Annotated in this window: 24 protein-coding genes and 1 riboswitch; of the genes, 10 read left to right on the top strand and 14 right to left on the bottom strand. The window is 66.1% G+C overall.

The annotated features are described in order from the left end of the window. Positions 1-12 precede the first annotated feature (12 nt). The 4 genes from J4O76_RS12010 to J4O76_RS11995 all read left to right on the top strand — a co-directional run bounded on the left by J4O76_RS12010 (position 13) and on the right by J4O76_RS11995 (position 3,502). Complete coding sequence (locus J4O76_RS12010; RefSeq protein WP_056481996.1) at positions 13-915, top strand: DUF481 domain-containing protein; 903 nt, start codon at positions 13-15, stop codon at positions 913-915. 40 nt (positions 916-955) lie between these two features. Further along, positions 956-2,161 (top strand): hydrolase, encoded by a 1,206-nt coding sequence (locus J4O76_RS12005; protein WP_426282051.1) that lies wholly within the window; start codon positions 956-958, stop codon positions 2,159-2,161. Then, positions 2,158-3,174 (top strand): arginine N-succinyltransferase, encoded by a 1,017-nt coding sequence (locus tag J4O76_RS12000; protein WP_426282050.1) that lies wholly within the window; start codon positions 2,158-2,160, stop codon positions 3,172-3,174. The genes J4O76_RS12005 and J4O76_RS12000 overlap by 4 nt, the downstream gene beginning before the upstream one ends. A gap of 109 nt (positions 3,175-3,283) precedes the next feature. Then, positions 3,284-3,502: a hypothetical protein gene (locus tag J4O76_RS11995; RefSeq protein WP_056058579.1), complete on the top strand. Its 219-nt coding sequence runs from the start codon at positions 3,284-3,286 to the stop codon at positions 3,500-3,502. Between the two features lie 6 nt (positions 3,503-3,508). On the opposite strand, the gene J4O76_RS11990 is transcribed toward J4O76_RS11995, so the two are convergent. Further along, the gene (locus J4O76_RS11990; RefSeq protein WP_426282048.1) at positions 3,509-4,246 is read right to left on the bottom strand and encodes a Crp/Fnr family transcriptional regulator; all 738 of its coding nucleotides are present in this window, start codon (positions 4,244-4,246) and stop codon (positions 3,509-3,511) included. 306 nt (positions 4,247-4,552) lie between these two features. Further along, positions 4,553-5,128, bottom strand: coding sequence for a bifunctional adenosylcobinamide kinase/adenosylcobinamide-phosphate guanylyltransferase (cobU, locus tag J4O76_RS11985; RefSeq protein WP_426282046.1), 576 nt, complete (start codon positions 5,126-5,128; stop codon positions 4,553-4,555). Positions 5,129-5,222: 94 nt separating this feature from the next. On the opposite strand from cobU, the gene J4O76_RS11980 reads away from it, so the two are divergent. Genes J4O76_RS11980 through J4O76_RS11970 form a run of 3 tightly spaced genes read left to right on the top strand, consistent with a single transcriptional unit; the run spans position 5,223 to position 8,570 of the window. Further along, the gene (locus J4O76_RS11980; protein WP_426282044.1) at positions 5,223-6,197 is read left to right on the top strand and encodes an aminotransferase class I/II-fold pyridoxal phosphate-dependent enzyme; all 975 of its coding nucleotides are present in this window, start codon (positions 5,223-5,225) and stop codon (positions 6,195-6,197) included. Beyond that, positions 6,190-7,128, top strand: a complete 939-nt coding sequence (cbiB, locus tag J4O76_RS11975; RefSeq protein ID WP_426282043.1) for an adenosylcobinamide-phosphate synthase CbiB — start codon at positions 6,190-6,192, stop codon at positions 7,126-7,128. Before J4O76_RS11980 ends, cbiB begins: the two co-directional genes overlap by 8 nt. Further along, a complete protein-coding gene (locus J4O76_RS11970) occupies positions 7,116-8,570 on the top strand; it encodes a cobyric acid synthase (RefSeq protein ID WP_426282042.1) in 1,455 nt (484 codons plus the stop codon). Before cbiB ends, J4O76_RS11970 begins: the two co-directional genes overlap by 13 nt. On the opposite strand, the gene cobS is transcribed toward J4O76_RS11970, so the two are convergent. From cobS to cobO, 5 genes are all read right to left on the bottom strand, one after another. Beyond that, the gene (gene cobS / locus J4O76_RS11965; RefSeq protein ID WP_426282041.1) at positions 8,550-9,281 is read right to left on the bottom strand and encodes an adenosylcobinamide-GDP ribazoletransferase; all 732 of its coding nucleotides are present in this window, start codon (positions 9,279-9,281) and stop codon (positions 8,550-8,552) included. The two genes, J4O76_RS11970 and cobS, sit on opposite strands and share 21 nt — an antisense overlap. Further along, complete coding sequence (locus J4O76_RS11960; RefSeq protein WP_426282440.1) at positions 9,278-9,835, bottom strand: histidine phosphatase family protein; 558 nt, start codon at positions 9,833-9,835, stop codon at positions 9,278-9,280. The genes cobS and J4O76_RS11960 overlap by 4 nt, the downstream gene beginning before the upstream one ends. 11 nt (positions 9,836-9,846) lie before the next feature. Next, a complete protein-coding gene (gene cobT / locus J4O76_RS11955) occupies positions 9,847-10,860 on the bottom strand; it encodes a nicotinate-nucleotide--dimethylbenzimidazole phosphoribosyltransferase (protein WP_426282040.1) in 1,014 nt (337 codons plus the stop codon). Further along, positions 10,857-11,264: a DUF1636 domain-containing protein gene (locus J4O76_RS11950; RefSeq protein WP_426282039.1), complete on the bottom strand. Its 408-nt coding sequence runs from the start codon at positions 11,262-11,264 to the stop codon at positions 10,857-10,859. Before J4O76_RS11950 ends, cobT begins: the two co-directional genes overlap by 4 nt. A 172-nt stretch (positions 11,265-11,436) precedes the next feature. Then, positions 11,437-11,630, bottom strand: a riboswitch (cobalamin riboswitch). 191 nt (positions 11,631-11,821) lie between these two features. After that, positions 11,822-12,421, bottom strand: a complete 600-nt coding sequence (gene cobO / locus J4O76_RS11945) for a cob(I)yrinic acid a,c-diamide adenosyltransferase (protein ID WP_426282037.1) — start codon at positions 12,419-12,421, stop codon at positions 11,822-11,824. A gap of 60 nt (positions 12,422-12,481) precedes the next feature. Here cobO and J4O76_RS11940 point away from each other — a divergent pair, with 60 nt between their 5' ends. Next, the gene (locus J4O76_RS11940; protein WP_426282036.1) at positions 12,482-14,098 is read left to right on the top strand and encodes an NAD(P)/FAD-dependent oxidoreductase; all 1,617 of its coding nucleotides are present in this window, start codon (positions 12,482-12,484) and stop codon (positions 14,096-14,098) included. A gap of 355 nt (positions 14,099-14,453) precedes the next feature. Here the strand turns inward: J4O76_RS11940 and J4O76_RS11935 are convergent, their stop codons facing one another. The 7 genes from J4O76_RS11935 to J4O76_RS11905 all read right to left on the bottom strand — a co-directional run bounded on the left by J4O76_RS11935 (position 14,454) and on the right by J4O76_RS11905 (position 21,791). Continuing rightward, a complete protein-coding gene (locus J4O76_RS11935; protein WP_426282034.1) occupies positions 14,454-15,131 on the bottom strand; it encodes a peptidylprolyl isomerase in 678 nt (225 codons plus the stop codon). A 369-nt stretch (positions 15,132-15,500) separates the two neighbouring features. Beyond that, positions 15,501-15,806, bottom strand: a complete 306-nt coding sequence (locus J4O76_RS11930; RefSeq protein WP_426282033.1) for a UBP-type zinc finger domain-containing protein — start codon at positions 15,804-15,806, stop codon at positions 15,501-15,503. After that, positions 15,803-17,461 carry an FAD-dependent oxidoreductase gene (locus tag J4O76_RS11925; protein ID WP_426282031.1) on the bottom strand — a complete coding sequence of 553 codons (1,659 nt, stop codon included), beginning with the start codon at positions 17,459-17,461 and terminating at the stop codon, positions 15,803-15,805. The genes J4O76_RS11930 and J4O76_RS11925 overlap by 4 nt, the downstream gene beginning before the upstream one ends. After that, entirely contained in the window at positions 17,458-18,840 is a 1,383-nt protein-coding gene (locus J4O76_RS11920) for an FAD-containing oxidoreductase (protein ID WP_426282439.1), read from the bottom strand. Before J4O76_RS11920 ends, J4O76_RS11925 begins: the two co-directional genes overlap by 4 nt. Then, positions 18,837-19,316 carry a DUF4126 domain-containing protein gene (locus J4O76_RS11915; RefSeq protein ID WP_426282030.1) on the bottom strand — a complete coding sequence of 160 codons (480 nt, stop codon included), beginning with the start codon at positions 19,314-19,316 and terminating at the stop codon, positions 18,837-18,839. The genes J4O76_RS11920 and J4O76_RS11915 overlap by 4 nt, the downstream gene beginning before the upstream one ends. 170 nt (positions 19,317-19,486) lie before the next feature. Next, on the bottom strand, positions 19,487-20,014 hold the full coding sequence (locus J4O76_RS11910; RefSeq protein ID WP_426282029.1) for a RidA family protein: 528 nt from the start codon (positions 20,012-20,014) through the stop codon (positions 19,487-19,489). 133 nt (positions 20,015-20,147) lie between these two features. After that, positions 20,148-21,791, bottom strand: coding sequence for a flavin monoamine oxidase family protein (locus tag J4O76_RS11905; protein ID WP_426282028.1), 1,644 nt, complete (start codon positions 21,789-21,791; stop codon positions 20,148-20,150). A 364-nt stretch (positions 21,792-22,155) separates the two neighbouring features. Here J4O76_RS11905 and htpG point away from each other — a divergent pair, with 364 nt between their 5' ends. Beyond that, on the top strand, positions 22,156-24,060 hold the full coding sequence (gene htpG / locus J4O76_RS11900) for a molecular chaperone HtpG (RefSeq protein WP_426282026.1): 1,905 nt from the start codon (positions 22,156-22,158) through the stop codon (positions 24,058-24,060). 78 nt (positions 24,061-24,138) lie between these two features. Then, entirely contained in the window at positions 24,139-26,370 is a 2,232-nt protein-coding gene (gene bglX, locus J4O76_RS11895; RefSeq protein ID WP_426282024.1) for a beta-glucosidase BglX, read from the top strand. Positions 26,371-26,386: the final 16 nt, after the last annotated feature.

Below are 26,386 nucleotides of genomic sequence, written 5' to 3'. Positions count from 1 at the left end.
TACGGAACGGCTGTGCGCCGCTTAGCCCCTCTTCTTCTCGCCCCGCTGTTGCTGGCGAACGCGCCTGACCCGCAGTCGGTGATGATCCCCGAGACGATCCGCGCGATGCTCGACGCGGCGCTCGAGGCGGGCAACGAAGCGGACGTCAACACGATCGCCAAATACGCGCGCGCCGCCGATCCGCTCAGCGGCGACGCGGTGCTGGCGATCGCTGAGAAGTGGAAAGCCGACCGCGCAGCGCAGCGCACGCAGGTCATTCGCCAAGCCAGCTTCCTCGACTTGTGGAGCGGCAAGGCCGAGGTCGGCGGCTATCTGACCACCGGCAATTCCGACACCGCGGGCGGCACGGCGGTGCTCGACCTCAACCGCGAAGGCCTTCGCTGGCGCCAAAAATTCCATGCGCAGGCGGACTATCAGTCGAACCAGAACATCACGACGCGCGAGCATTATCTCGCCTCGTACGAGCCCAACTACAAGATCGACGACCGCGCCTATATCTACGGCGTCGCGCAATATGAAGGCGATCGGTTCCTCGGCTATTTCAACCGTTATTCGACCTCGGTCGGTGCCGGCTACAGCGTGATCAAGACCGCGGGGACCAAGCTCGATCTCGAACTCGGGCCAGCGTATCGCTACACCGAATTTACTGACGATACCGAGCAGAGCAGCATCGCCGCGCGTGGCACCGCCAATTTCAGCGTGCGGATCCTGAGCGGCCTGTCGGTCAGCCAGGTCGCGTCCGCCTATGTCCAACGCTACAATAGCACGCTCAGCGGCACGACATCGCTCAACGCCAAGCTGATCGGGCCGCTCTCCGCCGCGCTGTCGTACAGCGTCCAGTATGAAAGCGAGCCGCCGGTCGGCTCGGTCTCGACCGACACCACCAGTCGCGCGTCATTGGTCTACAGCTTCTGACGCTGTTCCCACGTGCGCCCGGCTTCGCTAGGGTCGCGTGATGAGGGGACTTACACCGATAGAGCGCGATGCCGTCGACACGGCGGGCGCTGCACCGATGCTGGCGCAGGTCGAGGCTTGGGCGGCCGTCAACAGCGGCACGCGCAACCTTGCCGGGTTGGCGACGATGGCCGGATTGCTCGGCGACGCATTCGCGAGCCTGCCGGGCGAGATCACGCTGGTCGAGCCGACACCGGTCGACAATGTCGGCGCGGACGGCGTGGTCTCGGCGATCGAGCACGGCAAGCACCTGCACCTCGTCGTCCGTCCCGACGCCCCGGTCCGCATGCTGTTCACGGGCCATATGGACACGGTCTATCCGGTCGATCACGCGTTCCAGTCGCTGCAATGGCTCGACGACGGCCGGCTGAACGGTCCCGGCGTCGCGGACATGAAGGGCGGGCTGGCGGTGATGCTTGCTGCACTTCAAGCGGTCGAAGCCAGCCCCCTCGCCGCGCGGATCGGCTATGACGTCGTCATCAATTCGGACGAGGAAACCGGCTCCTTCTCCTCCGCCGCGCTGCTCGCCCGCGCCGCGCACGGAAAGGTCGCCGCGCTGACCTACGAACCCGCGCTCGCCGACGGCACGCTCGCCGGCGCACGGGGCGGCACGGGCAACTTCTCGATCATCGTCCACGGTCGCAGCGCGCATGCCGGTCGCAACCCTGAGGACGGCCGCAACGCGCTCGTCGCAGCCGCCGACATCGCAGTGCGCTTGTCGAAGGTCCGCGGCCCCCGTCTCGCGGTGAACCCGGCGCGGATCGAGGGCGGTGGCCCGAACAACGTCGTCCCCGATCTCGCCATCCTCCGCATCAACTTCCGCCCGGCGACGCTCGACGACATCGCGCGCGCGCAATCGCATATCGACTCCGCAGTCGCGATGGTCGCCGCCGAGCACGACGTCCGTATCGAAGTCCATGGCAGCTTCAACCGTCCGCCGAAGCCGATCGACGACGGCGCCGCGCGGCTGTTCGATCTGGTCAAGGCATCCGGCGCGGACCTCGGTCTCGACATCGCCTGGAAAGCCACCGGCGGCGTCTGCGATGGCAACAACATCGCCGCCGCCGGCGTGCCGGTCGTCGACACGATGGGCGTCCGCGGCGGCGCGATCCATTCGACCGACGAGTTCATGATCCCCGACAGTCTCGCCGAACGTGCGGCTCTGTCGGCGGTCACCATAGTGCGTATCGCGGAGGGCCGCTTGTGAGTTTCAGGATCCGGGCCGCGGTCGACGACGACCTTCAGCACCTCTACGAAATGGCCAAGCTGACCGGCGGCGGCTTCACCAATCTGCCGCCGGATCGTCGTGCGCTCACCGCCAAGCTCGAACGCAGCCACGCTGCCTTCGCGCGCACCGACGGCCCGGTGCAGGACGAGCTGTTCGTGCTGATCCTCGAGAACATCGAGACGAAAGAAGTCCGCGGCACCTGCCAGATCTTCACGCAGGTGGGCCAGAGCTACCCGTTCTACAGCTACAGGATCGGCCAGCTCACGCAGCACAGCCGCGAGCTGAACCGCACCTTCCGCGCCGACATGCTGACGCTTGCCACCGATCTCGAAGGCGCGAGCGAGGTCGGCGGGCTGTTCCTGCATCCCGGCGAGCGCGCCGGCGGCCTAGGCTTGTTGCTCGCGCGCAGCCGCTACCTGTTCATCAAGATGCACCGCGCGCGTTTTGCCGACCGGATCCTCGCCGAACTGCGCGGCGTCATCGACGAAGCGGGCGGCTCGCCGTTCTGGGACGGCCTCGCAGGCCGCTTCTTCGGGATGAATTTCCAGGACGCGGACCAGTTCAATGCCATCAACGGTCACCAGTTCATCGCCGACCTGATGCCCAAGCACCCGATCTACACCGCAATGCTAACCGAGACCGCGCGCGCCGCGATCGGCCTGCCGCATCCCTCGGGCCGCGCTGCGATGCGGATGCTGGAGAACGAAGGCTTTGCGTTCGAGAACTACGTCGACATCTTCGATGGCGGCCCGACGATGACCGCCCGCACCGATCAGGTCCGCTCGATCGCCGACGCTCGCGAGAGCGATGTAGTCGGGATCGTTGGCGACGACGGTAAGGACGCCCTGGTCGCGACGGGCAACCTTGCCGACTTCCGCGCCGCGTTCGGCAAGGTCCGCGAGACCGAGGACGGCGTCGTGCTGGCCGAGGATTGCGCGCGCTCGTTGGGCGTCGTCGAAGCCGACCGGGTCACGCACGTCGCCCGCATATGACCGCCGCAACCCAACGTAGATCGTCGGGTTAATTTACAGGTAACCGTACTTTTTGGCGTCAGAACCGCGCATATCAGCCACTGGCACGCACCTTGCTGCTACACTCGCCATGTGGACTCGCTTTGCTCGCCTCTTCATCATCAAGACCAAGTTCGAGGCCTTCCTCGTCATCTACGGCCTCGGCGTCGGCGCGGTTGAACGCGGGATGCATTATCTCCAGCAATATCCCGGATATGGCGGCTGGCTATTGTTCGCCGCCTGCCCGATCGCCGTCTTCATGGCTGGCGGGCGGATCATCGATTCGGTCGATCACGCGCATCAACGATAGAAGCGACTAGCTGGTCTGTTGCGCGAGATGCAGGTAGCGGCTCGAAAAGTCCGCGAGTTCACGTAGTGCATCCCATTGCGGAAAACTGATCCGGCGACGATTGCGCCCGATCAGACCATCCGCCTCGAGGGACTTGATCGTGCGGTTCACATGTACCGCCGTCAGCCCGAGGGCATCACCAAGCTGCTCCTGGCTCATCGGCAACTCATAGCCATCGGCGCCGGTCAGCCCCTGCATGTCGAGCCGGATCGCGAATTCGCACAGGAAATGGGCCAGCCGCGACCGCGCATCGCGGCGACCGATGTTCAGAATCCATTCGCGGAAGATCGATCCCTCGACCAGCGTGTTGACGAAGATCGCGTTACTGATCGCCGCACGGTTCCGCGCCAGTTCGCGCAGCGCCGACCGCGGGATCGTCGCGATCTCCGCGCGCGTAAGCGTCTGGACGTTGTGATCCGCGACGTCGAGGAACAGGTGCTGGAAGTCGAGCGGCTCGCCCGGAATGTGAAGCGACACGATCTGTCGCATGCCGGCGCCGGTCAGTTTCTGGCGATATGCGAACCCCGACAGCAGGACCGCGCACTGGTCCGGCGCGTCGCCTTCGCGCACGAGATAGGAGGACGGCTCGAACGTGCGCAACGTATATGGCAGCGCGAGCAGCGCCTTGCGGTCGCCGTCGTCCAGCACAGCGTGCGTTTCCAACTTCCGAACCATCAGCGCCAAGGGGCTGGGCGTCGTAGCCATGAGTGTAATCCCGCAGAAGTCGGGGCGGGAGCACATGCATCTCTCGGTCGTCAGGGCCCAAAAATCGGCTGGCGATAATCTCTTTTAACATAGCTCGAACGAAAATGTTTTAATTAATGTTTGAGCGGACCGATTTGCTCCAATTAATTTTGGGGTCGCACAAATAAAATTAAAAATATCGGTTTCACGATCTGCCGATCATATTGCCGAAATTCAATATACTAAAAACCAGATCAGTTTTTTATATCGCACAAATGATCGCTTCCTGGCGTCATGAATACTTGCCCATCGTAAAAAATGCGATCGCTAGTCATTCTGAGATCTGTAATCCGCGTTCGGCGTCTTCCAGCGCTGGACCAACCCGGCCATGACCATCTCGACGGAGTCGACCTCCGCGGCGATCCGCTGATGCAGCAACCCTGCCGCATCCCGGAAACGCCGGGCCAACACATTGTCCGGGACGATACCCAACCCGACCTCGTTCGACACGAGGATGACGCGGCCCTTCAATCGCGCGATCGTCTCGACCAGATCGTCTACGCGCGCGGCGACAGCCTCGTCGGCTAGCAGCAGGTTCGACACCCACAGGGTCAGGCAATCGACCAGCATCACGACGTCCGGGCCGTCTTCGCTCTTCAGCGCCTCGCCAAGCGCCAGCGGAGCCTCGACGGTCCGCCACCGATCGTCGCGATCGGCACGATGGCGCGCGATCCGATCCTCCATCTCGCCGTCGAATGCCTGCGCGGTCGCGATATAGACGAGCCGCGTCGCGTGGTCCGTCGCCGCGGCTTCGGCCAAGGTTTGCGCGTGGCGGCTTTTCCCCGAGCGCGCGCCGCCCAGCACGAACAGGCTTTTTCCGAACGGCGTCCCGACCGATTGCATCCTACCGTTTCCTTCACGCTTGCTCGATGGGCCCGGAATGACGATGACGCCCGGAAGATCAAGCGAAAGCCCGCGGGCGTGAGTGAAAGACAATATGAACCCCCTGCGCATCCACGGTGGACGGATCGATCTCGCCGCCGTCCACTATCCGGATGCGCCGAGACCCTGGCTCGACCTGTCGACCGGCATCAACCCCTGCGCGTGGCCTACCGATCGCGTTCCGACGGTCGATCTGCACAGCCTCCCCTCGCCCGCAGCGATCGCCGATCTGGAAGCGGCGGCGGCGGCGGTGTTCGGTACGACCGCGGACCGGGTCGTCGCGTTGCCCGGCAGTGAACTCGGTCTTCGGATGCTGGCTGCACTGGACCTGCCTAGCCCCGTCCGGTTCGTCGTGCCGAGTTACGCCACGCATGCCGAAGCGATCGACGGCGCCGTTCCGATAGCGCGGGATGCGATCGGGACGCTCGCGGACGGCACGCTGTTGCTGGCCAACCCCAACAATCCCGACGGCCAGTGCGACACGCCGCAACGCTTGCTGACGATCGCCCGCAGCGGTGCCTTCCTGATCGTGGACGAAGCGTTTGCCGACGTCGCGCCCGGATCTAGCCTCATTCCCCTGCTCGGCCCCGACGATCGCGCGATCGTGTTTCGGTCGTTCGGCAAATTCTTCGGCCTGCCCGGCGTGCGGCTCGGGTTCATGATCGGGCCGCTGGAGCACGTCGCCGAGATACGACGGCGGCTCGGCAGCTGGCCGATATCGGCGCACGCCGTGGCCTATGGCATCGCGGCCTACCGAGACGCCGAATGGATCGCTGCCGCGCGGGTCTCGATCGTCGAACGCGCAGAGAGGCTCGACACGATGTTGGCACGTCATGGCCTCCAAGCCCGCGGCGATTGCGCATTGTTCCGGCTGATCGAGGACGACGCGGCACCAGCGCTGTTCGAACGGCTTGCACAGGTCGGCATCCTGACTCGATCGTTCGACCACTCGACACGCTGGCTGCGTATGGGCGTCCCTGGCGATGACGAAGCCTTCGCGCGGCTCGACGAGGCGCTTGGCGGTGGTTGAGCCAGTCGCCGTGCTGGCGATCATGATGGACGCAGCGATCGGCTGGCCGGCGCCGCTCTATGCGCGGATCGGTCATCCGGTTGGCGGCTTCGCGCGAATGATCGGATGGGCGGAGACGCGCTGGAACCGCCCTACGCTATCGGACACGATCCGCCGTGCCGCCGGTGTCGTCACGATCGTTGCACTCATCGCAGTGGCGGTCGGCGTTGCGCTCGCTGCGACTTCCCTCGCGCGGCTCGTTCTTGGTCCCATGGCCTGGATCGCGATCGGCGCGATGGCGGCGCCGGGCCTCGCGATCCGGAGTCTGTACGACCATGTGGTGCCGGTCGCGCGCGCCGTCGATACCGGCGACCTTGAAGCTGCCCGCGCCCGCGTCGCTATGATCGTCGGTCGGGACGTCGCGACACTCGACGAAGCCGGCGTCGCGCGCGCCGCGATCGAGAGCCTCGCGGAAAGCGTCTGCGACGGCGTCGTTGCGCCGCTGTTCTGGCTGCTGGTCGCCGGCCTGCCCGGCCTCTGGGCGTACAAGGCCATCAACACCGCAGACAGCCTGATCGGGCACCGCGAGGACCGGTGGCGTGCATTCGGCTGGGCGGCGGCCAGGACCGACGACCTCGCCAACCTCATCCCCGCCCGGCTCAGCGGCGTTTTGCTTTGCGTTGCCGGCTGGGGCGGTTGGCGGACGATGGCACGCGATGCCGGCAACCATGCCTCACCCAACGCAGGGTGGCCCGAGGCGGCGATGGCCGGCGCGCTCGGCCTTCGTCTCGCCGGACCGATCGCCTATGACGGCATCGTCACTGCCAAGCCGTATATCGGCGACGGAAGCACCCACGTATCCGCCACTGACCTCCGCGCGGCGCTCGGCATCTATCGCCGGGCCTGCATCCTTCTCCTCGTCATCGCCGGAGTACTCGCATGGCGGCTCTGATGCTCCAGGGGACCGGCTCCGACGTCGGCAAGTCGGTGCTCGTCGCCGGACTGTGCCGCGCGTTTGCGAACCGTGGCCTGTCGGTCCGCCCGTTCAAGCCGCAGAACATGTCGAACAACGCCGCGGTTACTGCCGACGGCGGGGAGATCGGCCGCGCGCAGGCCACGCAGGCGATCGCGTGTCGGGTCGAACCAAGCGTCGACATGAACCCGGTACTGCTCAAGCCACAGGGCGATCGCACGTCGCAACTGATCGTCCGCGGGCAGGTCCGCGGAACGCTCGCCGCCGCGCGGTGGCGGGAAGGGCGCGAAGGGCTGCTCGTCGACGTGCTCGACAGTTTCGAGCGGCTGTCGGCCAGCTGCGATCTCGTCGTCGTCGAGGGTGCGGGGAGCCCAGCTGAGGTCAACCTGCGCGTAAGCGACATCGCCAACATGGGCTTCGCCCGCGCCGCCAACGTCCCCGTGATCCTGGTCGGCGATATCGATCGCGGCGGGGTGATTGCCTCGATCGTCGGCACGCGCGCGGTGATCGACCCTGCCGACGCGGCGATGATCCACGGCTTCCTCGTCAACAAGTTCCGCGGCGACCCCGCACTGTTCGACGACGGCTATCGGGCGATCGAGGCACGCAGCGGATGGCGCGGCTACGGCGTGGTACCCTGGCTAACTGACGCCGCGCGCCTGCCCAGTGAAGACGCCGTGATCCTCGAACGCCGCTCCGCGTCGGTCGACCGTCGCGTAACGATCGCCTGCCCGATCACGCCGCGGATCGCCAATTTCGACGACCTCGATCCGCTGCGCCTAGAACCCGGCGTCGCGCTCGTGATGGTCCCACCAGGCACGCCGATCCCTGCGGCGGACATGATCGTCCTTGCCGGATCGAAGGCGACGATCCCCGACCTCGCCTTCCTTCGTGCACAAGGCTGGGACATCGATATCCTCGCGCATCACCGACGGGGCAGGCCGGTACTCGGGCTGTGCGGGGGGTACCAGATGCTCGGTCGGAGCATCGCCGATCCGCACGGTATCGAAGGCGCGGCAACCTCGATAGCCGGGCTCGGGTTGCTCGATATCGACACCATCCTGACGCCGACCAAAACGCTCGAGCGGATCGAAGGGACCGCAAACGGTGCACGGTTCGAAGGCTATGAGATGCACATGGGCGTGACGACTGGCACCGATCTGTGCCGTCCCGTCGGCCACCGCATCGACGGCAGCGCGGAGGGTGCGACGAGCGCGGACGGGTTGGTCCACGGCAGCTACGTCCACGGCCTGTTCGGGCTTGCCGAGCAACGCGCGGCGTGGCTGGCGCGGCTCGGCGTCGACGCGGTCGGACCGGACCATGCTGCCTCGATCGATGCGGCGCTCGACGCGATCGCCGCGACGCTCGAACGTCACCTCGATCTCGATGCGATGCTCGCCCTAGCCCAGCGCGCCGGCTGACGCACCGACGATGGCGAAAGCGAGCAGGACGCCCGTCTCGACAAGCTCGATCCCCGCCCCGTGCGCGTCTCCGGTCACGCCCCCTAATGTACGCCGCAACCACGCAGCGACGGCCAGTATCAGGAGCGGAACCGCCAACAGCGCGGGAACCGCGACGGCAGCCAGCGCCAGCAGGAGCCCCCAGCCGACAAGGTCGCGCGATCGGACTGCGCCGGCGACCGCAGCGCCCAATCCGCCTACCCGCATCGGCGGCAACAGCACTGCCCAGGCCAGCGGCCCCATCCTCGACGCAAACGGCACCAAGATGATGAGCCACCACGCCGTCAGCCCGACCGCGTGCAGCAGCACGAGCTTGGCGGTCATCTGAGCGACGATCGCGACGACGCCGAAGCTGCCGATATGCGGATCGGCCATCACCGCGAGCAACCGCGTCCGATCGCCATGCGCCGCGCCCAGCCCGTCGGCGAGATCGGCCAGCCCGTCGAGGTGCAATGCGCCCGTGACGGCGATCCACGTCAGCAACGCGGCGCACGCCCCGGTCCAGGGGTCGATCGATGCACCTGCCCGTCCCGCCGAGGCGACGAGCACGCCGATCGCCAGTCCGACGAGCGGATAGTATCGGATCGCCGCGGCAAAGTCGGGAGCCCCGGCCTCGACGCGCGGCATCGGCAGGCGCGTCAGGAAACCGAACGCGACGACCAGCCGCTTCACGTCGCCAGCCCGACGATCTGCACCGTCCGATCCGGCTCCGGCCAGATCCGCAACGACACAAGCGCGGCATAAGGCAGGTCGAACGCCCATGTCCGGCGACGATCGAACCCACACAGGTCCGCGAGCGCCGCCCGGATAGCGCCACCGTGCGTGACGACCAACGTCGGCACCGACGGAAGTACCGCCAAGGCATTGCCGACCCGGTCCAGCAACGACGACCATCGCTCACCGTCCGGCGGCGGAGCAGCGTCCGGATCGTCGTGGAACCGAGCGAAGGCCGCCGGATCGATATCGGCTGGACGCATTCCGTCCCACGCTCCGAAGTCGAGTTCGCGCCACCGTCGATCGACCTCGCCGACGATGCCCCGCACGCTGCCGATCGCCGTCGCGCAATCGCGAGTACGCTTCAGGTCTGACGACACGATCGCGGCAACCTTCAGCCCTGCGGCTCGCCGGACGCACGCCGCAACGCCGGCCTCCGTCACCGGATCGTCCGTTCGCCCCAGCAACAGGCCTTTGCGGACGGGCGCGCCATGCCGCATCAGGTACAGCATGTGCGAACCGGTCACGCGACGGAGACCCCTGCCTCGGCAAACGTCGCCATCTCGTCATGCGTCGCCAGCGCCGCGCGGACGAGCAACGTCGCCACCGCCGCGCCGCTCCCCTCGCCTAACCGCATGCCCAGCGACAACAGGGGATCGAGGTCCAATGCCCGCAACAATCGCGCATGACCCGGCTCGGCCGACACGTGGCCGGCAAGACAATGCGCGAGAATATCCGGGCACGCAGCGGCGATCGGCGAGACCGCGGCACAGCATATGAAGCCATCGAGCATGACGGGTACGCCTGCGAGACGCGCAGCTATGACCGCGCCTGCGATCGCCGCAAGTTCACGACCGCCAAGCCGGCGTAGCGTCTCGAACGGCGTGCTCAGTGCGTCCCGGTGCAGCGCCAGCCCGGCCTCCACGGTCGCGATCTTGCGGGCCATGCCGTCGTCGTCGACTCCGGTACCGGGCCCGACCCAGTCGCGTGCCGATCCATCGAAGCTGGCGAGGCACAGCGCGGCGGCGGAGGTCGAGTTGCCGATCCCCATCTCGCCGAGCACGATCAGATCGGGTGCGTCCGCAACGACGGCGGCGCCCGCGTTGATCGCCGCGAGGCATTCCTCCTCCGACATCGACGGGGCGACGGTGAAATCGATGGTCGGCCGGTCGAGATCGAGCGGGACGACTCTGAGATCGAGCCCCGCCGCGCGCGACAGCGCGTTGATTGCCGCGCCGCCATGTTCGAAATTGGCCACCATCTGCGCCGTGACGGAGGCCGGAAACGCACTGACGCCGCGATCGACGATGCCGTGATTACCCGCGAAGATCACCACCCGGCCGCGATCGAGCCGCGGGCGTTCATGGCCCTGCCAACCGGCCATGAAGACGGCAATCTCTTCCAACCGCCCGAGCGAGCCCGGCGGCTTGGTCAGTTGCCCCTGCCGCGCCACTGCCGCCGATCGAGCGGCTTCGTCCGGCTGCGGCAACGCGCTCAAGGATGATAGAAATGCCCCGGCTGTCGGAAAAAAAGTCATTCCACGACGAACCCGGCAGGCGGCGTGCGGGTGATGAAATGGCCCTTCACGCCCTGCGGCCATTGTTTGAACGGCACCTGTCCGAACGCACTCTCGCCGTAGAGCCGTGCGTAATCCAGGATCGCACGGGCAGCGTCTTCGGTCGGCTCGAAACGGCCTAGCACATAGCCGACCTTGGCGGGTGCGCGCAGATGGATGGTGCAGAAATCCTGGCACGCGAACAGGCACGGCATTTCCTGCACGGCTACGTCGGCATAGGCGGGATCGCTCGCCTGCACTGCCTTCAGCGCACTGACCAGCCGCGCGCCGCCACGCTGGCCCTGCTCGTCGTCGCGCGCGTCGGCGGAATGGCGGCACGTGTTGCACGCGACCACCGCGACGCCGTCCTCGACCGGCTTCAGCATGTCCGTTCCCGGACGATCTTGGAATGATGTGTACTTGGCATAGGAACCCCTTCGGACAGTCGGTCCCGCACCGCGCAAAGGGCGAGAAGCGGACGCCTCCTGCCTTCGCGCGACGCGAAGCGATGTCGTCGCTCGGGGTGTTACCCGTCCGTTCGGCGCACCCTGGCCGGACGAAAGACGACCGCGACGGGCAGGTCTCCTGGCTCGCGGGTCAACGCCGTCCGCGCCGCCTTCTCGGGAACATCCCAATGGCATGAGGCACAATGGCTCGCCGCGTACAGTTGCAGGGGCAGCCGGGTGTTTCCCGTTCCCATTTTCATCCCCCTCGGCGTGAGCATCGGGGGAACCTGTCGCGGGCGAAGCGATAGGCGGGAGGAAGACCCGGCGCAAGACACGGCTACGTCGGTCAGAAGTCCGCCAGCCGTCCCCACGCCCTCCCGTCATCCTGACGAAAGTCAGGATCCAGGGTAACGGGCGGCAGCCTTCGTGGCTCTGGGGCCTGACTTTCGTCAGGATGACGGACGGTCCTCGTAACGGACCGTAGAGTAGGAAGCCGCCTAGAACTCCACGCCCGCCTGCGCCTTCACGCCCGACCGAAACGGATGCTTCACCTGCGTCATCTCGGTCACGAGGTCCGCCACCTCGATCAACGCATCAGGCGCGTTCCGCCCGGTCACCACGACATGCGTCATCTCCGGCTTCGCCGCCAGCACCGCCAGCACCTCGTCGACCGGCAGATACTCGTAGCGCAACACGATGTTCAGTTCGTCCGCCACCACCATTGCATAGGACGGATCGGCGATCATCCGCTTCACCTCGTCCCACGCCTCACGCGCCACCGCGATGTCGCGGGCGCGGTCCTGCGTGTCCCAAGTGAAGCCCTCCCCCATCGGCTTGAACTCGCACAGCGCGGGGAACGCATCGAAGATCGTCTTCTCGCCGGTCGCCATCGCGCCCTTGACGAACTGCACCATGCCGACCTTCCGCCCATGCCCGATCATCCGCACCGCCATGCCGAACGCGGCGGTCGACTTGCCCTTGCCCTTGCCGGTGTGGACGATGATCAGCCCCTTCTCGATCGTCTTGCTCGCGACGATCCGGTCCTGGACCTCCTTGCGCTTGGCGCTCTTGGCATTCTGTTCGTCGTCGGTCCGCATGATCAAGTCCTCTCGTCCTCCCGATGGCGGATCGCGCCGCGCGGCGCTAGAGCGACCGACATGCTCCGCATCACCGACCTCAAGCTGCCGCTCAACCACGCCGACGAAGCGCTCCCCGCCGCGATCCGCGACCGCCTGCGCGTTACCCCGCGCGACCTGATCCGCTACACCATCGCCAGACGCGCGCACGATGCCCGCGACAAGATGGACATCCAGCTCGTCTATTCGGTCGATGTCACGCTGAAGAACGAGGACACCGTCCTCACCCGCTTCCGCAAGGATCGTCACGTCCAGCGCACGCCGGATACCGGCTACCGCTTCGTCACCAAGGGCGGCGCGAGCTACACCGGCCCCCGCCCGGTGGTGGTCGGCGCGGGCCCATGCGGGCTGTTCGCCGGCCTGATCCTCGCGCAGATGGGGTTCCGCCCGATCATCCTCGACCGCGGCAAGGTCGTCCGCGAACGCACCAAGGATACCTGGGGTCTCTGGCGCAAAAGCGTCCTCAACCCCGAATCGAACGTCCAGTTCGGCGAGGGCGGCGCCGGCACCTTCTCCGACGGCAAGCTCTGGAGCCAGATCAAGGACCCGCGCCACTTGGGCCGCAAGGTCCTGACCGAGTTCGTGAAAGCCGGTGCGCCACCCGAAATCCTCACCGAAGCGCATCCGCATATCGGCACCTTCCGTCTCGTCACGATGGTCGAGAGCATGCGCGAGACGATCGAGGCGCTCGGCGGCGAATACCGCTTCTCGACGCGCGTCGACGGTCTCGACATCGTCGAGGAGGCCGGCACTCGCCAGCTTCGCGGTCTTCATCTCAGCACCGGCGACTATCTCGAAGCCAACCACGTCGTCTTCGCGGTCGGCCACAGCGCGCGCGACACGTTCGAGATGCTGCATGCCAAGGGCGTCTACGTCGAGGCCAAGCCGTTCTCGATCGGCGTCCGCATCGAACACCCGCAATCTTGGATCGACGAAGCGCGGTTCGGGCCGTGCGCGGGTCACCCTGACCTCGGCGCGGCGGCGTACAGCCTGTCGCACCACTGCAAGAACGGGCGCACGGTCTACAGCTTCTGCATGTGCCCAGGCGGCACCGTCGTCGCCGCGACCTCAGAGGAGGGCCGCGTCGCGACCAACGGCATGAGCCAATATTCGCGTAACGAACGCAACGCGAACTCGGGGATCGTCATCGGCATCGACCCCGAGCGCGACTATCCCGGCCACCCGCTCGCCGGGATCGAGCTGCAACGCCATTGGGAATCGCGCGCCTATGTCGCCGGCGGCTCGAACTACAAGGCGCCCGCGCAACGTATCGGCGACCTGCTCGCGGGGCGCGCGTCGACCGCGCTAGGCTCAGTGATCCCGTCGTACAAGCCGGGCGTCCATATGACTGACTTGTCGGAGTGCCTGCCCGAGTTCGCGATCTCTGCGCTGCGCGAGGCTTTGCCTGCATTCGGACGCGAGATCCCCGGCTACGACCATCCCGACGCGGTGCTCACAGGGGTCGAGACGCGCACCTCGTCGCCGGTCAGGATCACGCGCGGCGATGATTTCGTGAGCCTCAACACGGCGGGGCTTTTCCCGGCCGGCGAAGGCGCAGGCTATGCGGGGGGTATTCTTTCCGCCGCGGTCGACGGCATCAAGGTCGCGGAAGCGGTTGCGTTGAGCCTCACTGCCTAAGCCGTTTCGTTCCCCCTCGAAGGCGGGGGGCCAGGAGCCACGAATACCTGCATTCGTTACCCTGAGCTCGCGCCTTCGCGGTAGAACAGAGGGTTGTGGCAACTGACTTATGACCCTGCCAAGACAAAACACCACCCCGGCGAAGGCCGGGGCCCAATTGGGGGATGCCGCTAACTGAGGCCGAGCATCGTTACTCCGACCTTTCCAATTGGACCCCGGCCTTCGCCGGGGCGGTGCACGTCGACGGCGACCGAGTTTGCGACAGAAGCCTGCAATGGGACCAACGCTTCCTCGGACTAGAGTAAGAGTCGCACAGTCCACGTGCTAAGCAAGGTCCAGATCGCCCTCCAGCCCCTCACTTCCGCGGCTGCGGCCTCGTCTCGATCAGCCACGCCCGCGGCAGCCCCGTCGGCTTCACCACCCCATCCAAACGCCGAGCACTCACCAGCGCGACACGCTTCAGGATCATCTGGTCCTTGAATGCATCCATCCCGCCGCCGGTCGGCTTGGCAAGGATGCGCTTCACCACGTCCATGCCCGCGACGACATGCCCGAACGCCGCATAGCCCGGATAGCCCGCGCGCGCGTCCATCGCCGGCGCCGGCCCGACTGTGATGAAGAAATTCCCGCCCGCCGACGCCGGCGTCATCCCGCGCGCCATCGAGATCGTCGCGTCGAGATGCTTGATCCCGGTCATCGCGGTAGTCTCGAGTGGAAACGGCGGCAGGATCCGCCGCGCATCGGTGCGGATGCCGGCCTGGATGAAGCCGAGCTTCGGCGCGGACTTCTGGCGGCTGGCGCGGTAGAAATCGGTCCCGTCGAACCGACCGTCATCGACATAGGCGAGGAAATTCGCGGTGGTCTTCGGTGCGTGGCGGGCGTCGAGCGCCAGCAGGATCGGCCCCTCCGACGTGACTAGGCGGACGCGAACCATGCCTGGTTTGGGTCCCGGTTCGGCGTGCTGTACCTGCCGCCTCGCCGGCTGCGCCGTTCCCGCAGTCGCCAAGGCCGCAATGGCTACGAAGCCCATCATCAAACGCCGCATTTCGATCACTCACGCCTTTACCGATTGGCGGCGGCTACCTGTCCGTATGTGGTGAGGCAAGCGTGGAGGAATATGTGACGTAGCGCGGCACGATAGCAGCGCTAGCTCGAAACCGTGCGGAGTTCCGATTAATCAGCATGACGGACGCCTCGTTCCTAGGCACCTCCCCGGCGGAGGCCGGGGCCCAGTTGGGAAACGTCGGTGATGTAGGTTTGCGCTTTGTCACTCAGGCCATGCCAACTGGGCCCCGGCCTTCGCCGGGGTGGTGTACCTGTGGCCAGTTCGTCCTAAACTTTCTTGCGCGCAGGGTACCTCATAGTGCCGAATCACACCGCTACGACCACAATCGCCCCCCCCTTAAACATAGCGCGGGATCGGCCCAACCTGCGGCGTCTGGTCCGGCAGATCCACCATCGTCTCGTCGACGAAACACCAGCCCCAGCCCTCCGGCGGGTCGTACCCCTCGATGATCGGGTGCCGTGTCGCGTGGAAGTGTGCGGTCGCGTGGCGGTGCGGGGAGTCGTCGCAACAGCCGACATGACCGCATTCGCGGCACAGCCGCAGATGCACCCACTCGCTGCCGATCCGGAGGCACTCCTCGCACCCCTTCGCGCTCGGCGTAACGTCGCGGACCGTATCCATATGCGTGCAACCGTAGCTCATTCCGCGTGCCTTTCCGCCATGTCGGCCAAAACCGTATGGATCTGCGCGACCACCGCAGCGCCTTCGCCGACCGCCGCCGCGACGCGCTTGGTCGAGCCGGCGCGGACGTCGCCGATCGCGAACACGCCTGCGCGGCTCGTCTGCAACGGCAGCGCGGCGGCGCCGGTGACGATGAACCCCTTCTCGTCCGTATCGACGCAGCCCTTCAGCCAGCCCGCGTTGGGGTCTGCGCCGATGAACAGGAACAGGTGTCGCATCGCGCACCGCGTCTCCGCGCCGTCGCTGCGTTGGCGGAAGATCGCCGCCGTGAGCCCGGTTGCGCGCTCACCCTCCAGCCCGACGATCTCGGTGCCGACGCGGATCGTCACGTTGAGCAGCGCGGCGATGCGGTCGATCAAATATTTCGACATCGTCGCGGCCAGCGGGCGGCGGACGATCAGGTGCAGGTGCTTCACGCGCGGTGCGAGGAACACCACCGCCTGCCCGGCCGAGTTGCCGCCACCGACCAGCGCGATCTCCTCGCCCTCGCACAACCGCGCCTCGATCGGCGATGCCCAATAGGATACGCCGGCGCCTTCGAACTCGGCAAGGTCCGGAATGTCCGGCCGCCGATACCGCGCGCCCGATGCGACGATCACGGTGCGCGACTGAACGCGTCGATCGCCCGGCAGCTCGAGCGCGAGTGGGTCACCCGCGGGCCGATCCTCGTCGCAATCGAGATGTTCCACGGTCAACGGGATTGCGATCTCCGCACCGAACTTCAGCGCCTGATTGAATGCGCGCCCGGCCAAGGCCTGCCCCGAAATGCCGGTCGGGAAGCCCAGGTAATTCTCGATCCGCGCCGACGCCCCCGCCTGCCCGCCGATCGCACGCTCGTCGAGCACGATCACCGACAACCCCTCGGACGCCGCATACACCGCCGCCGCCAGCCCCGCCGGCCCCGCACCGACGATCGCGACGTCGTACACGGTGTCGGGATCGAGCTCCGGCGTGATCCCGAGGCAGGCCGCGACCTCGATATCAGACGGCCTTTTGAGCACCGTACCGTTGGGACAGACCACGAGCGGCAGATCGCTCGACGCGACACCGGTCCGCTCGACCAGCGCACGCCCCTCATCGTCCGATGCCGCATCGAGGACGATGTTCGGAAAGCCCGATCGCGTGAGAAACCCCTGTAGCCGGACGACGTCGGGACTGTCCGGCAGGCCGACGATCACCGTCCCCCCGCTCCCCTGCTCGATCAACCCGACGCGGCGCAGAATCAACGCGCGCATCACGATCTCGCCGACGTCCGCCGAGCCGACCATCAGCGCGCGCAGATGCGCCGGATCGAACGGCAGCGCGGTACAGCCTTGGGGTCCGGCAGTGCCGCCCGCGATCGTCGGGCGTCCGGCAAGCTGGTTGACCTCGCCCGTCAACTGCCCCGGGCCGTGCGTGGTGATCGGTGCCTCGTGACTGAGCCCGTCGCGACGGACGACGTCGATCGTTCCTTCGAGCACGAGCCATGCCGCGACGCCGTGCTCGCCGATCGCATAGACCTGCTCGCCGGCGGCAAACACGCGCGCCGGACCGCTCGCAAAGCGCTTTGCCGTCTGAAGCTGTTCCGCGTTGAGCACCGGGAACATCTGGTGATCGCGCGCGCCGGGATCGCTCATGTCTGCGCCACTGGTTCGAGCCCGAGCAACAGCGTCGGGATCAGTTCGGACACGGTCGGATGGATCGGAACCGCCCAGCGCAGCGCGGCCACCGGCTGGTCGGCGTTCATCATGTCGAGGATCCCGTGGATCGCTTCGTCGCCACCGGTGCCGAGGATCGCCGCCCCCAATATCCGCTGTGTTTCCGCATCCGCCACGATCTTCATGAACCCCTTCGTCTCGCCTTTTTCGACCGCGCGCCCGACGCGGGTCATCGGCCGCTTCGAGACCAGGATCGGCCGCCCGGTCTTCTCCGCCTCCGCCTGCGTCATCCCGACCCGGCCGAGCGGCGGATCGGTATAGAGCGCATAGCCGACCAGCCGCTGGCTCAGCGTCCGGTCGTCATGATCGAGCAGGTTCGCCGCAACGATCTCGAAATCATTATACGCCGTGTGGGTGAACGCGCCGCGCCCGTTGCAATCGCCCAGCGCCCAGACCCCCGGCACATTGGTCTGCAGCATGTCGTCGACGGTGACATAGCTCTTCGCGTCGGTCGCGATCCCGGCGAGATCGAGGCCGAGGTCGTCGGTATTGGGGCGCCGGCCAACCGCGAGCAGCACGTGGCTCCCGATCACCTTCGGATCGCCCGCGCGGCAATCGACCGATACCGCAACGCCGTCCGCATGACGCGCGAAGGCGATGCAGTTCGCGCCCGTCCGCACCGTGATTCCTTCATCTTCCAATATGCCGCGCACGGCGTCCGACACATCGGCATCCTCGTGCGCAATCAGCCGTTCGCCGCGCTCCACCACGGTCACCGCGGCGCCGAATCGGCGATACATTTGCGCGAACTCGAGCCCGACATAGCTCCCGCCGACGACGACGAGATGCTTGGGAACCTGCTCCAGCGCGACCATGTCGGTATTGTCGAGATGCGGCACGTCGCCGACACCGGGCATGTCGGGCACGATCGCCCGCCCGCCGACGTTGAGGAATATGCGCGGCGCGGTCATCTCCTCACCGTCGACGGCGATCGTCCGCGGTCCGGTGAAGCGGGCGTGGCCGCGCAGGAAGGTGAGCCCGGCCATACCCTCGAGCCAGCGCTCGTTGCCCGATCGCGCGTCCATCACGACCTTGCGCGCACGCGCCGCAACGGCGGGCATGTCGACCGTGACATCGCCGGTCGCGATGCCGAAATCCGCCGCGCGTCGTGCCAAGTGCGCGGCATAGGCACTCGCCACCAGCGTCTTGGTCGGCATGCAGCCGGTATTGACACAGGTTCCGCCGACCAGCTTCCGCTCGATCAGCGCGACCGTCATGCCCGCGGCAGTCAGGCGGCCTGCCAGCGGTGGTCCGGCCTGCCCGGCACCGATGATGATCGCGTCGAAAGTCCGCATCAGATCGACAGCACCACCAGCACCGCCAGGAGGATCGCGACCGCATCCTCGATCAGCGCGGCCGGTCGATCGCTGCCGAACGTTGCCGCCAGTCGCGCGCGCAAGGCCGCGCCGCCATAAATTCCGAAGACCGCACCGACGATCCCGAGAACGATCCCCGGCAACGGCGCACCGATGCCGTACCCCACGGCAGCGCCCGACACCCCGCCCGTGAGCAGCCGCGCGACGAACTGCGGCGGCACCTTGCGGCTGGGCGTCGACGGCAGCTGATCCGTGACGAGTTCGGTGGCCGCGAGCAGCGTGAAAATCCACGGCGTGAACCGGTAGCCAAGGAACGCGAGCCATGTCCCCTGCAACGGCAACGTCCCCTTGCTCGCGGCCCAGGCTACCGCGGCAGGCGCCAGCATCGCGCGCAACCCCGCGACCATGCCGATGACAAAGGCGAGGATCAGTCCGTGAACGATCTGGGGGACGAGCATGGCGGTCTCCGATCCGGTGTGTTCGACATCGTCCCACGCACCGCCCCGAGCGTCAATTCGTTACGCATCCGATCTGGCCTCGATCCAGTCGCTCGTCGCGCTCGACGATCCGAGCGATCGGACCAAGCACCTGATATCGAAAGCGAACACGAGGCCATTTTCGCTCGAAATTATTTCGCCGCCGTCGCCTCGATCTCGACCAGGAATGCCGGCCCCGCCAACGCTGCGACCTGAACGGTCGATCGCGCGACGGTGTTAGGGTTCTCCGCCGTCCCGAAATACATCTTGAACGCGTCGTTCATGCCCGCAAAATCCATCTTGCCGCCAAGCTTCGGATCGCCCGCGACGAACACGGTGAGCTTGATGATGTCGCTCATCGCATAGCCCTGCGCCGCGAGTATCGCCTTGATCTTGCTGAAGACGCTGATCGTCTGCGTCTTGGTATCGCCGAAATCGGCGGTCGTCATTTGTGCCGACGGCGTCTTGCTCGCCGGATCGATAGGCGCCGCCAGCTGCCCGCTAAGATACAGCATCTTCGCACCCGCCGGCACGGTGACGCCCTGCAGGATCAGTCCGGGCGGCGTGTTGGCGTGCCGGACGATCGCCGACTTGGTATCGGCGGCCATCGCCAAGCCAGGCAAGGCGAGCATTGTGCAGGTCGCCACGGCCAGCGCGATGGAGTTCGTCTTGATCGTCATGTGTTTCTCTCCCCGTTGCGGATGCGAATGGTTCGGGCGCGGCACGGTTTGGCACCGCGCCCGATCTCTTCGAAGCTGACGGTCTCGCGGGCGGAATACTCACCCTTCGATCCTGTCGGGCCGAACGTCCACGTCATGCCGCGCGTCGCGAGCGGTCCGCCCCCAATGCGGCCCGGTTAGCGCCTTGCGCCGCAACCCGCCTGGCCAGCGCCATGACCTGGCCCTGGGCGGACTGGATGCCGCCCTCCTGCCAGCCCGGAGTCTGGCTGAGCGCGGCGGACGCGAAATAGACGCGGCCGTCGGGCTTCTGAAGCAGGCGGAACTCGGGCGTGTCGATATGCCCCTCCTGCCGGCCGTTCGCGCTGCCCGCATTACAGTCGGGCCACGGCCCCAGGCTGTACGGGATCTTGTGCCAGTTCACCGCGATGCCGTTGACCAGATCGCCGCCATGCCCCGGATGCAGCCGGTCGATCACCCCGCGCGAGAACGCGATCTGCTCGGCGATCGGCCGCTTGGCGAACGCGGCGGCATTGGGTCCCGACGAATAACAGCCCAGGATCATGCCGCGGGCAGAGTGCAGCCCTGCCGATGGGTACCAGATCAGCGTGGTAGGGCCGCCGACGAACGAGATGCCACCATAGATCTGTTCGCGTTCCCAGAAACGCGGGCTCTCGAACGCGACCTTGTTCGAATGATCGTAGACGACGCCCGCGATCGTCTTCTTCAGCGCGGGCGAGAAGTCGGTATCGATCGTCGCGAGCACTGGGAACGGGATCGTGCAGATGATGTAATCCGCCGTCACGGTGTCGACCACGCCGCTCGCTTTGTCGCGGTAGATCACGTCGACGCCGCGCGCGGTATGGCGGATCTTGGTGACCTCCGCACCGCGGATCGCCGGACGGCGCAGGTTGCGATCGAACCCGGCATGGATCCGGTCCATGCCGCCGACCGGCTCGAACATCGTCGCCTGCATGTAGAGATTGTCCTCGAACAGCGTCATCGGCAGCCGCTCGTTCGCCAGCAACTGGTCCATCGGTACGGCGCTGCCTGCCGACGAGAAGGAGACGCCCGCACCCGGTGCAGTCCCGAACCCCGATCGCTCGGTCCCCGCAAACGCATAGTCGGTGCCGAGGTCGCCATATGCCTTGAGGAACGGCAGGAGTTTCTGCTTGTCTGCCGCCGTCACAGACTGGTCGAGCGCACCCTGGTTGATCGCCTTCGCCAACAGTTCGGCGATGTGGCCGCGCATGTCGTTGATCGCGGTCCGCATCCGGATTTTGCTGCCGTTCTCGCCCATTACATAGGCGGAGCGGCTCGAATTGACCTCGACCTCCAGCGGCACGTCGAACTTCTTAGCGTACCCGATCAGGCCCTGATGGAAGCTCGGGATACGCGCAGGCCCCGCGTTGAAGTAGATTCCGTCGGAGAATTTGGCAGTCTGAGTCTGCTCGCCGATCATCTCGATCTTGTCGCCGTCGCGCACTGTCCAGGCGCGCCCACCGACCCGCTCGCGCGCTTCGAGCAACGTGACCCGGAAGCCAGCCTGTTCGAGCTCGTAGGCGGCGGTCAGCCCGGCGATCCCGGCCCCGAGCACGACGACGTGCGTTCCCTTGCCCAAATTCGGCGTCAGCGTGGCGAGCGCTTCGGCATGCGACGTGCCGATCAATCCTTCGGTCAATCCCAGCGCCTGCATCGCACCGAGTGTGGCGCTCAGCCCTCCCATCAGGCCAAGTCGTCGCAATATCGTCCTGCGTGTAATCGCGGCGTGTGTAGTCATCGAGGCCCCCGAGGCGACAAGCCTTCCCATGGCTTGCCGAACGTCAGAACACCGCCGGGTCGAACCCGTCAGCGGCCTCGCAGGAACATCATCCCCCGATCAATCCCAATGGACGTCAGACCGGGAACGGAAAAGAACACATAGTTCCTTTCCGCGCAGCAATCCGACACGTTGCATCTTTTGACTGAACGATCCGGATTGAACATTGCTTCAGCATGTAACGCAAATGAAATCTTTCCTGCTAGGAAACTAAACCGCCGTCGCCGGTCCGCGGCTTTGTCGGAGGACCTCCAGGTCTTGAATTCCGCTCGACCTCCGGCCAATTCTCGGACTGATCCTTTCACCAAGAGACCTGTCACATCCTATGACCACTGAAACCGCCCCAGCACCTGAAACCTCCGCGCCCGAAACCCATGCCTTCGAGGCGGACGTCGCGCGGTTGCTCCACATGATGGTGCATTCGGTCTATTCGGATAAGACCGTATTCCTGCGCGAACTGATCTCGAACGCCGCCGATGCGTGTGAAAAGCTGCGGTATGAAGCGTTGAGCGCGTCCGAGTTGCTTGGCGACGAGACCCGGCTGGCGATCGCGATCACGCTCGATCCCGACGCCAAGACGCTGACGATCGAGGACAACGGCATCGGCATGACTGCCGAGGACATGGGCGAGGCGCTCGGCACGATCGCGCGCTCGGGCACCAAGGCGTTCATGGATCGGATCGCCGCGTCGAGCGGTTCGGACGGCGCGCAGTTGATCGGCCAGTTCGGCGTCGGCTTCTATTCCGCGTTCATGGTCGCATCGAAGGTCGACGTGATCTCGCGGCGCGCAGGCGCGGACACCGCCTCGCTCTGGTCGTCGGACGGCCTCGGCACCTACACGATCGCCGACGTGCCGACCGCCGACGCCCCTGCCCGCGGCACCCGCGTCGTGCTGCACCTGCTCGAAGACGCGACCACCTACACCGACCGGTTCACGGTCGAGCGCCTGATCAAGGACCAGTCGGGCCACGTACCCGTGCCGATCACGCTGCGCGAAAAGCCCGATGCCGAGCCGGTCGACATCGCCGACGGCGCCGCGCTCTGGACCAAGCCGAAGGCGGATATCTCGGTCGAGGACTATGCCGATTTCTACCGCAGCGTCTCCGGCCAGTATGACGAGCCCGCGCTGACGCTCCACTACCGTGCCGAGGGGCTGCACGAATATTCGGTGCTCGCCTATGTGCCGGGCGCCAAGCCGTTCGACCTGTTCGACCCCGACCGCAACGGCCGCATGAAGTTATACGTCAAACGCGTCTTCATCACCGACGATGCAGAAGTCTTGCCCCGCTATCTCCGCTTCATGCGCGGGCTGGTGGATTCATCCGACCTGCCGCTCAATGTCTCGCGTGAGATGATCCAGGAAAGCCCGATGCTCTCGGCGATCCGCAAGGGCGTGACCGGCCGCGTACTGTCCGAACTCGAGAAGCTCACGACCCGCGATCCTGACGCGTATGCGAAAATTTGGGAGAATTTCGGCGCGGTCCTGAAGGAGGGGCTGTACGAGGATTTCGAACGGCGCGAGGCGCTGCTGAAGCTCGCCCGGTTCAAGACCACGACGTCCGGCGGTGCTTGGCGTTCGGTTGCTGACTATGTCGCGGTGATGAAGGACAACCAGACCGCGATCTATTACGCGGTCGGTACCGATCTCGACCGCCTCGAAGCCTCGCCACAGCTCGAGGGGTTCCGCGCGCGTGGGATCGAAGTGCTGTTGCTGCCGGACTCGGTCGACGGCTTCTGGGTGACGGCGGGCATCGATCATGACGGCAAGCCGTTCAAGTCGGTCACACAGGGCGCTGCCGATCTCGGCCTGATTCCGCTCGTCGACGGTGCCGAGCAACCGACCGCCGATGCTACGCCGGCGGTCGCCGACTTCATTGCATTCGTGAAGACGACGCTCGCAGATGCCGTTTCGGAAGTCCGCGCGTCCGAGCGCCTGACCGACAGCGCGGTCTGCCTCGTTGCAGCGGACAGCGGCATGGACCGCCAGCTCGAACGCATCCTCGCGGCGAGCGGTCAGGCGATGCCGGCGGCCAAGCCGGTGCTGGAGATCAACCCGCGCTCGGCATTGATCGCCAAGTTGGCAGCGCTCGGCGAGGACGAGACGGCCCTGCGGGAGGACGCGGCGCACCTGTTGTTCGACGAGGCGCAGATCGCCGACGGGGAGCGCCCGATCGATGCCCGGGCATTCTCCGCTCGCCTGACGCGGCTTTTCACGCGCGCGCTGGGCTAACCGCCCCGACCGCGGTTTCGCAAGTTTGCGGAACCGCGGTCCAGCGACTACCCCGCTCCAAAGACTGAGGAGCAGGATATGTCGCCCATTCTAGATCGTCGCCAGATGCTGACCGGCGGCGCGGCCATCGCCGGCCTGTCGCTCGGCTCGACCGCCGTGTTTGCGCAAAGCGACCGGATCGAGAGCCTGATCGCCAAGATGACGCCCTCTGAGAAGGCGGGTCAGCTCAGTTGCTTCTCGGATCAGATCCGCCCGATCGGCGTCCCCTTCAATCCCGGCCTCGCGACCGGCGGCGCGGCGGAGCAGCTTGTTCGTATCAAGACCGGGCAGATCGGCATGCTCTTCAACGGGGTCGGCTATGCCGGTGCCAAGGCCGCGCAGGACGCCGCGCTCGCGACCCGCTTGAAGATTCCCCTGATCTTCGCTGGCGACGTCATCCACGGCCTGCGCACCGCCTACCCGCTGCCGATCGCAGAAGCCTGCGCGTTCGACCCCGACCTAGCGATGCGTACAGCACGTGCGGCGGCGCTTGAGACCACAGCGCTCGGCATCCACTGGACCTTCGCGCCGATGGTCGACGTCGCGCGCGATCAACGCTGGGGTCGTGTCGCGGAAGGCTCTGGTGAAGACCCGTATCTCGGCATGGAACTGGCCAAAGCACGCGTCCGCGGCTTCCAGGGCGACGATCTTCGCGACCCCACGCGCGTCGTTGCCTGTGCAAAGCATTTCGCCGCATACGGAGCGGTTTCCGGTGGCCAGGATTACAACTTCACCGAAATATCGCCCGCGACGCTGCACGAAGTCCATCTCGCGCCGTTCAAGGCTGCGGTCGATGCTGGCGTGGCGACTTTGATGAGTGCGTTCAACGACATCGACGGCGTTCCTTCCAGTGGCAATCACTGGCTGATGACCGACCTGCTGCGCGGCGAATGGCGGTTCCGCGGGATGGTCGTCGGAGACTATACCGCGGACGAGGAACTGATCGCACACGGGTACGCCGCCAATGGCCGCGACGCCGCCAAGAAAGCGTTCATGGCGGGGATGGACATGGCCATGCAGTCCAACCTGTTCAATCTGTGGCTCCCCGACCTCGTCGAGAAGGGCGAGGTCCCGCTCGCGCGGCTCGACGAAGGCGTTCGACGCGTGTTGCACCTGAAGGACACGATTGGCCTGTTCGACAATCCCTATCGCTCGGTCAGCCAGAAGGCGGAGCGCAGCAGCGTCTCGACGCCCGCCATGCTGAAGCTCAGCCGCGAGGCCGGGGCGCGTTCGATCGTATTGCTAAAGAACGACGGTAACCTGCTGCCCTTGAAGAAGAACCCCGGCCGCATTGCGCTGATCGGTCCGTTCGCGGAGGATCGCAAGAACGTCGTTGGCACCTGGGCGTTCATGGCTGACGAAAAGCTCAACGTCTCCATCGCGCAGGGGCTACGCGCTCGCGGACTTACGGTCACGACGGCGCCGGGGGCGGAAATCGAAGCCCCCCTGCCCGGTGGAATCGCTCAAGCCATCGCCGCCGCCCAAAACGCCGACATCGTCCTGCTTGCGGTCGGCGAATCGCAGCTCATGTCGGGCGAAGCGCAATCGCGTACCGAAATTACGATCCCCGCACCACAGATGGCGCTCGCCGAAGCCATTGCAGCGACCGGCAAGCCAATCATCGTCCTCCTCCGCCACGGCCGCGCGCTTGCGCTCCACGGGGCCGTCAAGGGCGCACCGGCGATCCTCGCGACATGGTTTCTCGGGTCCGAAAGCGGCCACTCGATCGCCGACGTTCTGTTCGGTGACGTCAACCCGTCAGCCAAGCTGTCCGCGAGCTTCCCCAACGAGAGCGGGCAGGAGCCCTATTTCTACAATCACAAAAACACGGGTCGCCCGGCACCGGATACGGGCAGCCAAGAATACAAGTCGCGCTACCGCGAGACCAAGAACGAGGCGCTCTATCCGTTCGGTCACGGGCTGAGTTACACCAGCTTTTCGGTATCGAACGTCGTCGTGCCAGCGCGGATGACCAGTGCGCTCACGGTGACCGCCACCGTTACGAACACCGGTGCCCGAGCCGGCGACGAAGTGGTGCAGCTCTACATCCACGACCGGGTCGCCAGCCGCACGCGGCCGGTCCGCGAACTCAAGGGGTTCGCGCGTGTGTCGCTGGCGCCGGGCGAATCGAAGCTCGTGACATTGACCCTTAAGCGCGAAGATCTGCGCTTCTGGGGTGACGGCGGTTGGGTGATCGAACCGGGCCTGTTCGACCTCTGGGTCGCGACGAGTTCTGTCAATGGCGAGAAACAGAGCTTCGAACTCGTTTAGCTCTGGTCTTCCGCGG

Source organism: Sphingomonas sp. NFX23 (assembly GCF_049887795.1).
In the GTDB taxonomy this organism is placed as follows: domain Bacteria; phylum Pseudomonadota; class Alphaproteobacteria; order Sphingomonadales; family Sphingomonadaceae; genus Sphingomonas.
The sequence above is the reverse complement of the archived record's forward strand: the minus strand, read 5'-3'. Positions and strand labels throughout refer to the sequence as shown.

Excerpts from the sequence above, each read along its gene's own strand:
- J4O76_RS12005 (WP_426282051.1), top strand. The coding sequence starts at position 956 with ATGAGGGGACTTACACCGATAGAGCGCGATGCCGTCGACACGGCGGGC.
- J4O76_RS11995 (WP_056058579.1), top strand. The coding sequence starts at position 3,284 with ATGTGGACTCGCTTTGCTCGCCTCTTCATCATCAAGACCAAGTTCGAG.
- J4O76_RS11990 (WP_426282048.1), bottom strand. The coding sequence starts at position 4,246 with ATGGCTACGACGCCCAGCCCCTTGGCGCTGATGGTTCGGAAGTTGGAA.
- cobU (WP_426282046.1), bottom strand. The coding sequence starts at position 5,128 with ATGCAATCGGTCGGGACGCCGTTCGGAAAAAGCCTGTTCGTGCTGGGC.
- J4O76_RS11980 (WP_426282044.1), top strand. The coding sequence starts at position 5,223 with ATGAACCCCCTGCGCATCCACGGTGGACGGATCGATCTCGCCGCCGTC.
- J4O76_RS11970 (WP_426282042.1), top strand. The coding sequence starts at position 7,116 with ATGGCGGCTCTGATGCTCCAGGGGACCGGCTCCGACGTCGGCAAGTCG.
- J4O76_RS11960 (WP_426282440.1), bottom strand. The coding sequence starts at position 9,835 with ATGCTGTACCTGATGCGGCATGGCGCGCCCGTCCGCAAAGGCCTGTTG.
- cobT (WP_426282040.1), bottom strand. The coding sequence starts at position 10,860 with ATGACTTTTTTTCCGACAGCCGGGGCATTTCTATCATCCTTGAGCGCG.
- J4O76_RS11950 (WP_426282039.1), bottom strand. The coding sequence starts at position 11,264 with ATGCTGAAGCCGGTCGAGGACGGCGTCGCGGTGGTCGCGTGCAACACG.
- cobO (WP_426282037.1), bottom strand. The coding sequence starts at position 12,421 with ATGCGGACCGACGACGAACAGAATGCCAAGAGCGCCAAGCGCAAGGAG.
- J4O76_RS11940 (WP_426282036.1), top strand. The coding sequence starts at position 12,482 with ATGCTCCGCATCACCGACCTCAAGCTGCCGCTCAACCACGCCGACGAA.
- J4O76_RS11935 (WP_426282034.1), bottom strand. The coding sequence starts at position 15,131 with ATGATGGGCTTCGTAGCCATTGCGGCCTTGGCGACTGCGGGAACGGCG.
- J4O76_RS11930 (WP_426282033.1), bottom strand. The coding sequence starts at position 15,806 with ATGAGCTACGGTTGCACGCATATGGATACGGTCCGCGACGTTACGCCG.
- J4O76_RS11925 (WP_426282031.1), bottom strand. The coding sequence starts at position 17,461 with ATGAGCGATCCCGGCGCGCGCGATCACCAGATGTTCCCGGTGCTCAAC.
- J4O76_RS11915 (WP_426282030.1), bottom strand. The coding sequence starts at position 19,316 with ATGCTCGTCCCCCAGATCGTTCACGGACTGATCCTCGCCTTTGTCATC.
- J4O76_RS11910 (WP_426282029.1), bottom strand. The coding sequence starts at position 20,014 with ATGACGATCAAGACGAACTCCATCGCGCTGGCCGTGGCGACCTGCACA.
- J4O76_RS11905 (WP_426282028.1), bottom strand. The coding sequence starts at position 21,791 with ATGACTACACACGCCGCGATTACACGCAGGACGATATTGCGACGACTT.
- htpG (WP_426282026.1), top strand. The coding sequence starts at position 22,156 with ATGACCACTGAAACCGCCCCAGCACCTGAAACCTCCGCGCCCGAAACC.
- bglX (WP_426282024.1), top strand. The coding sequence starts at position 24,139 with ATGTCGCCCATTCTAGATCGTCGCCAGATGCTGACCGGCGGCGCGGCC.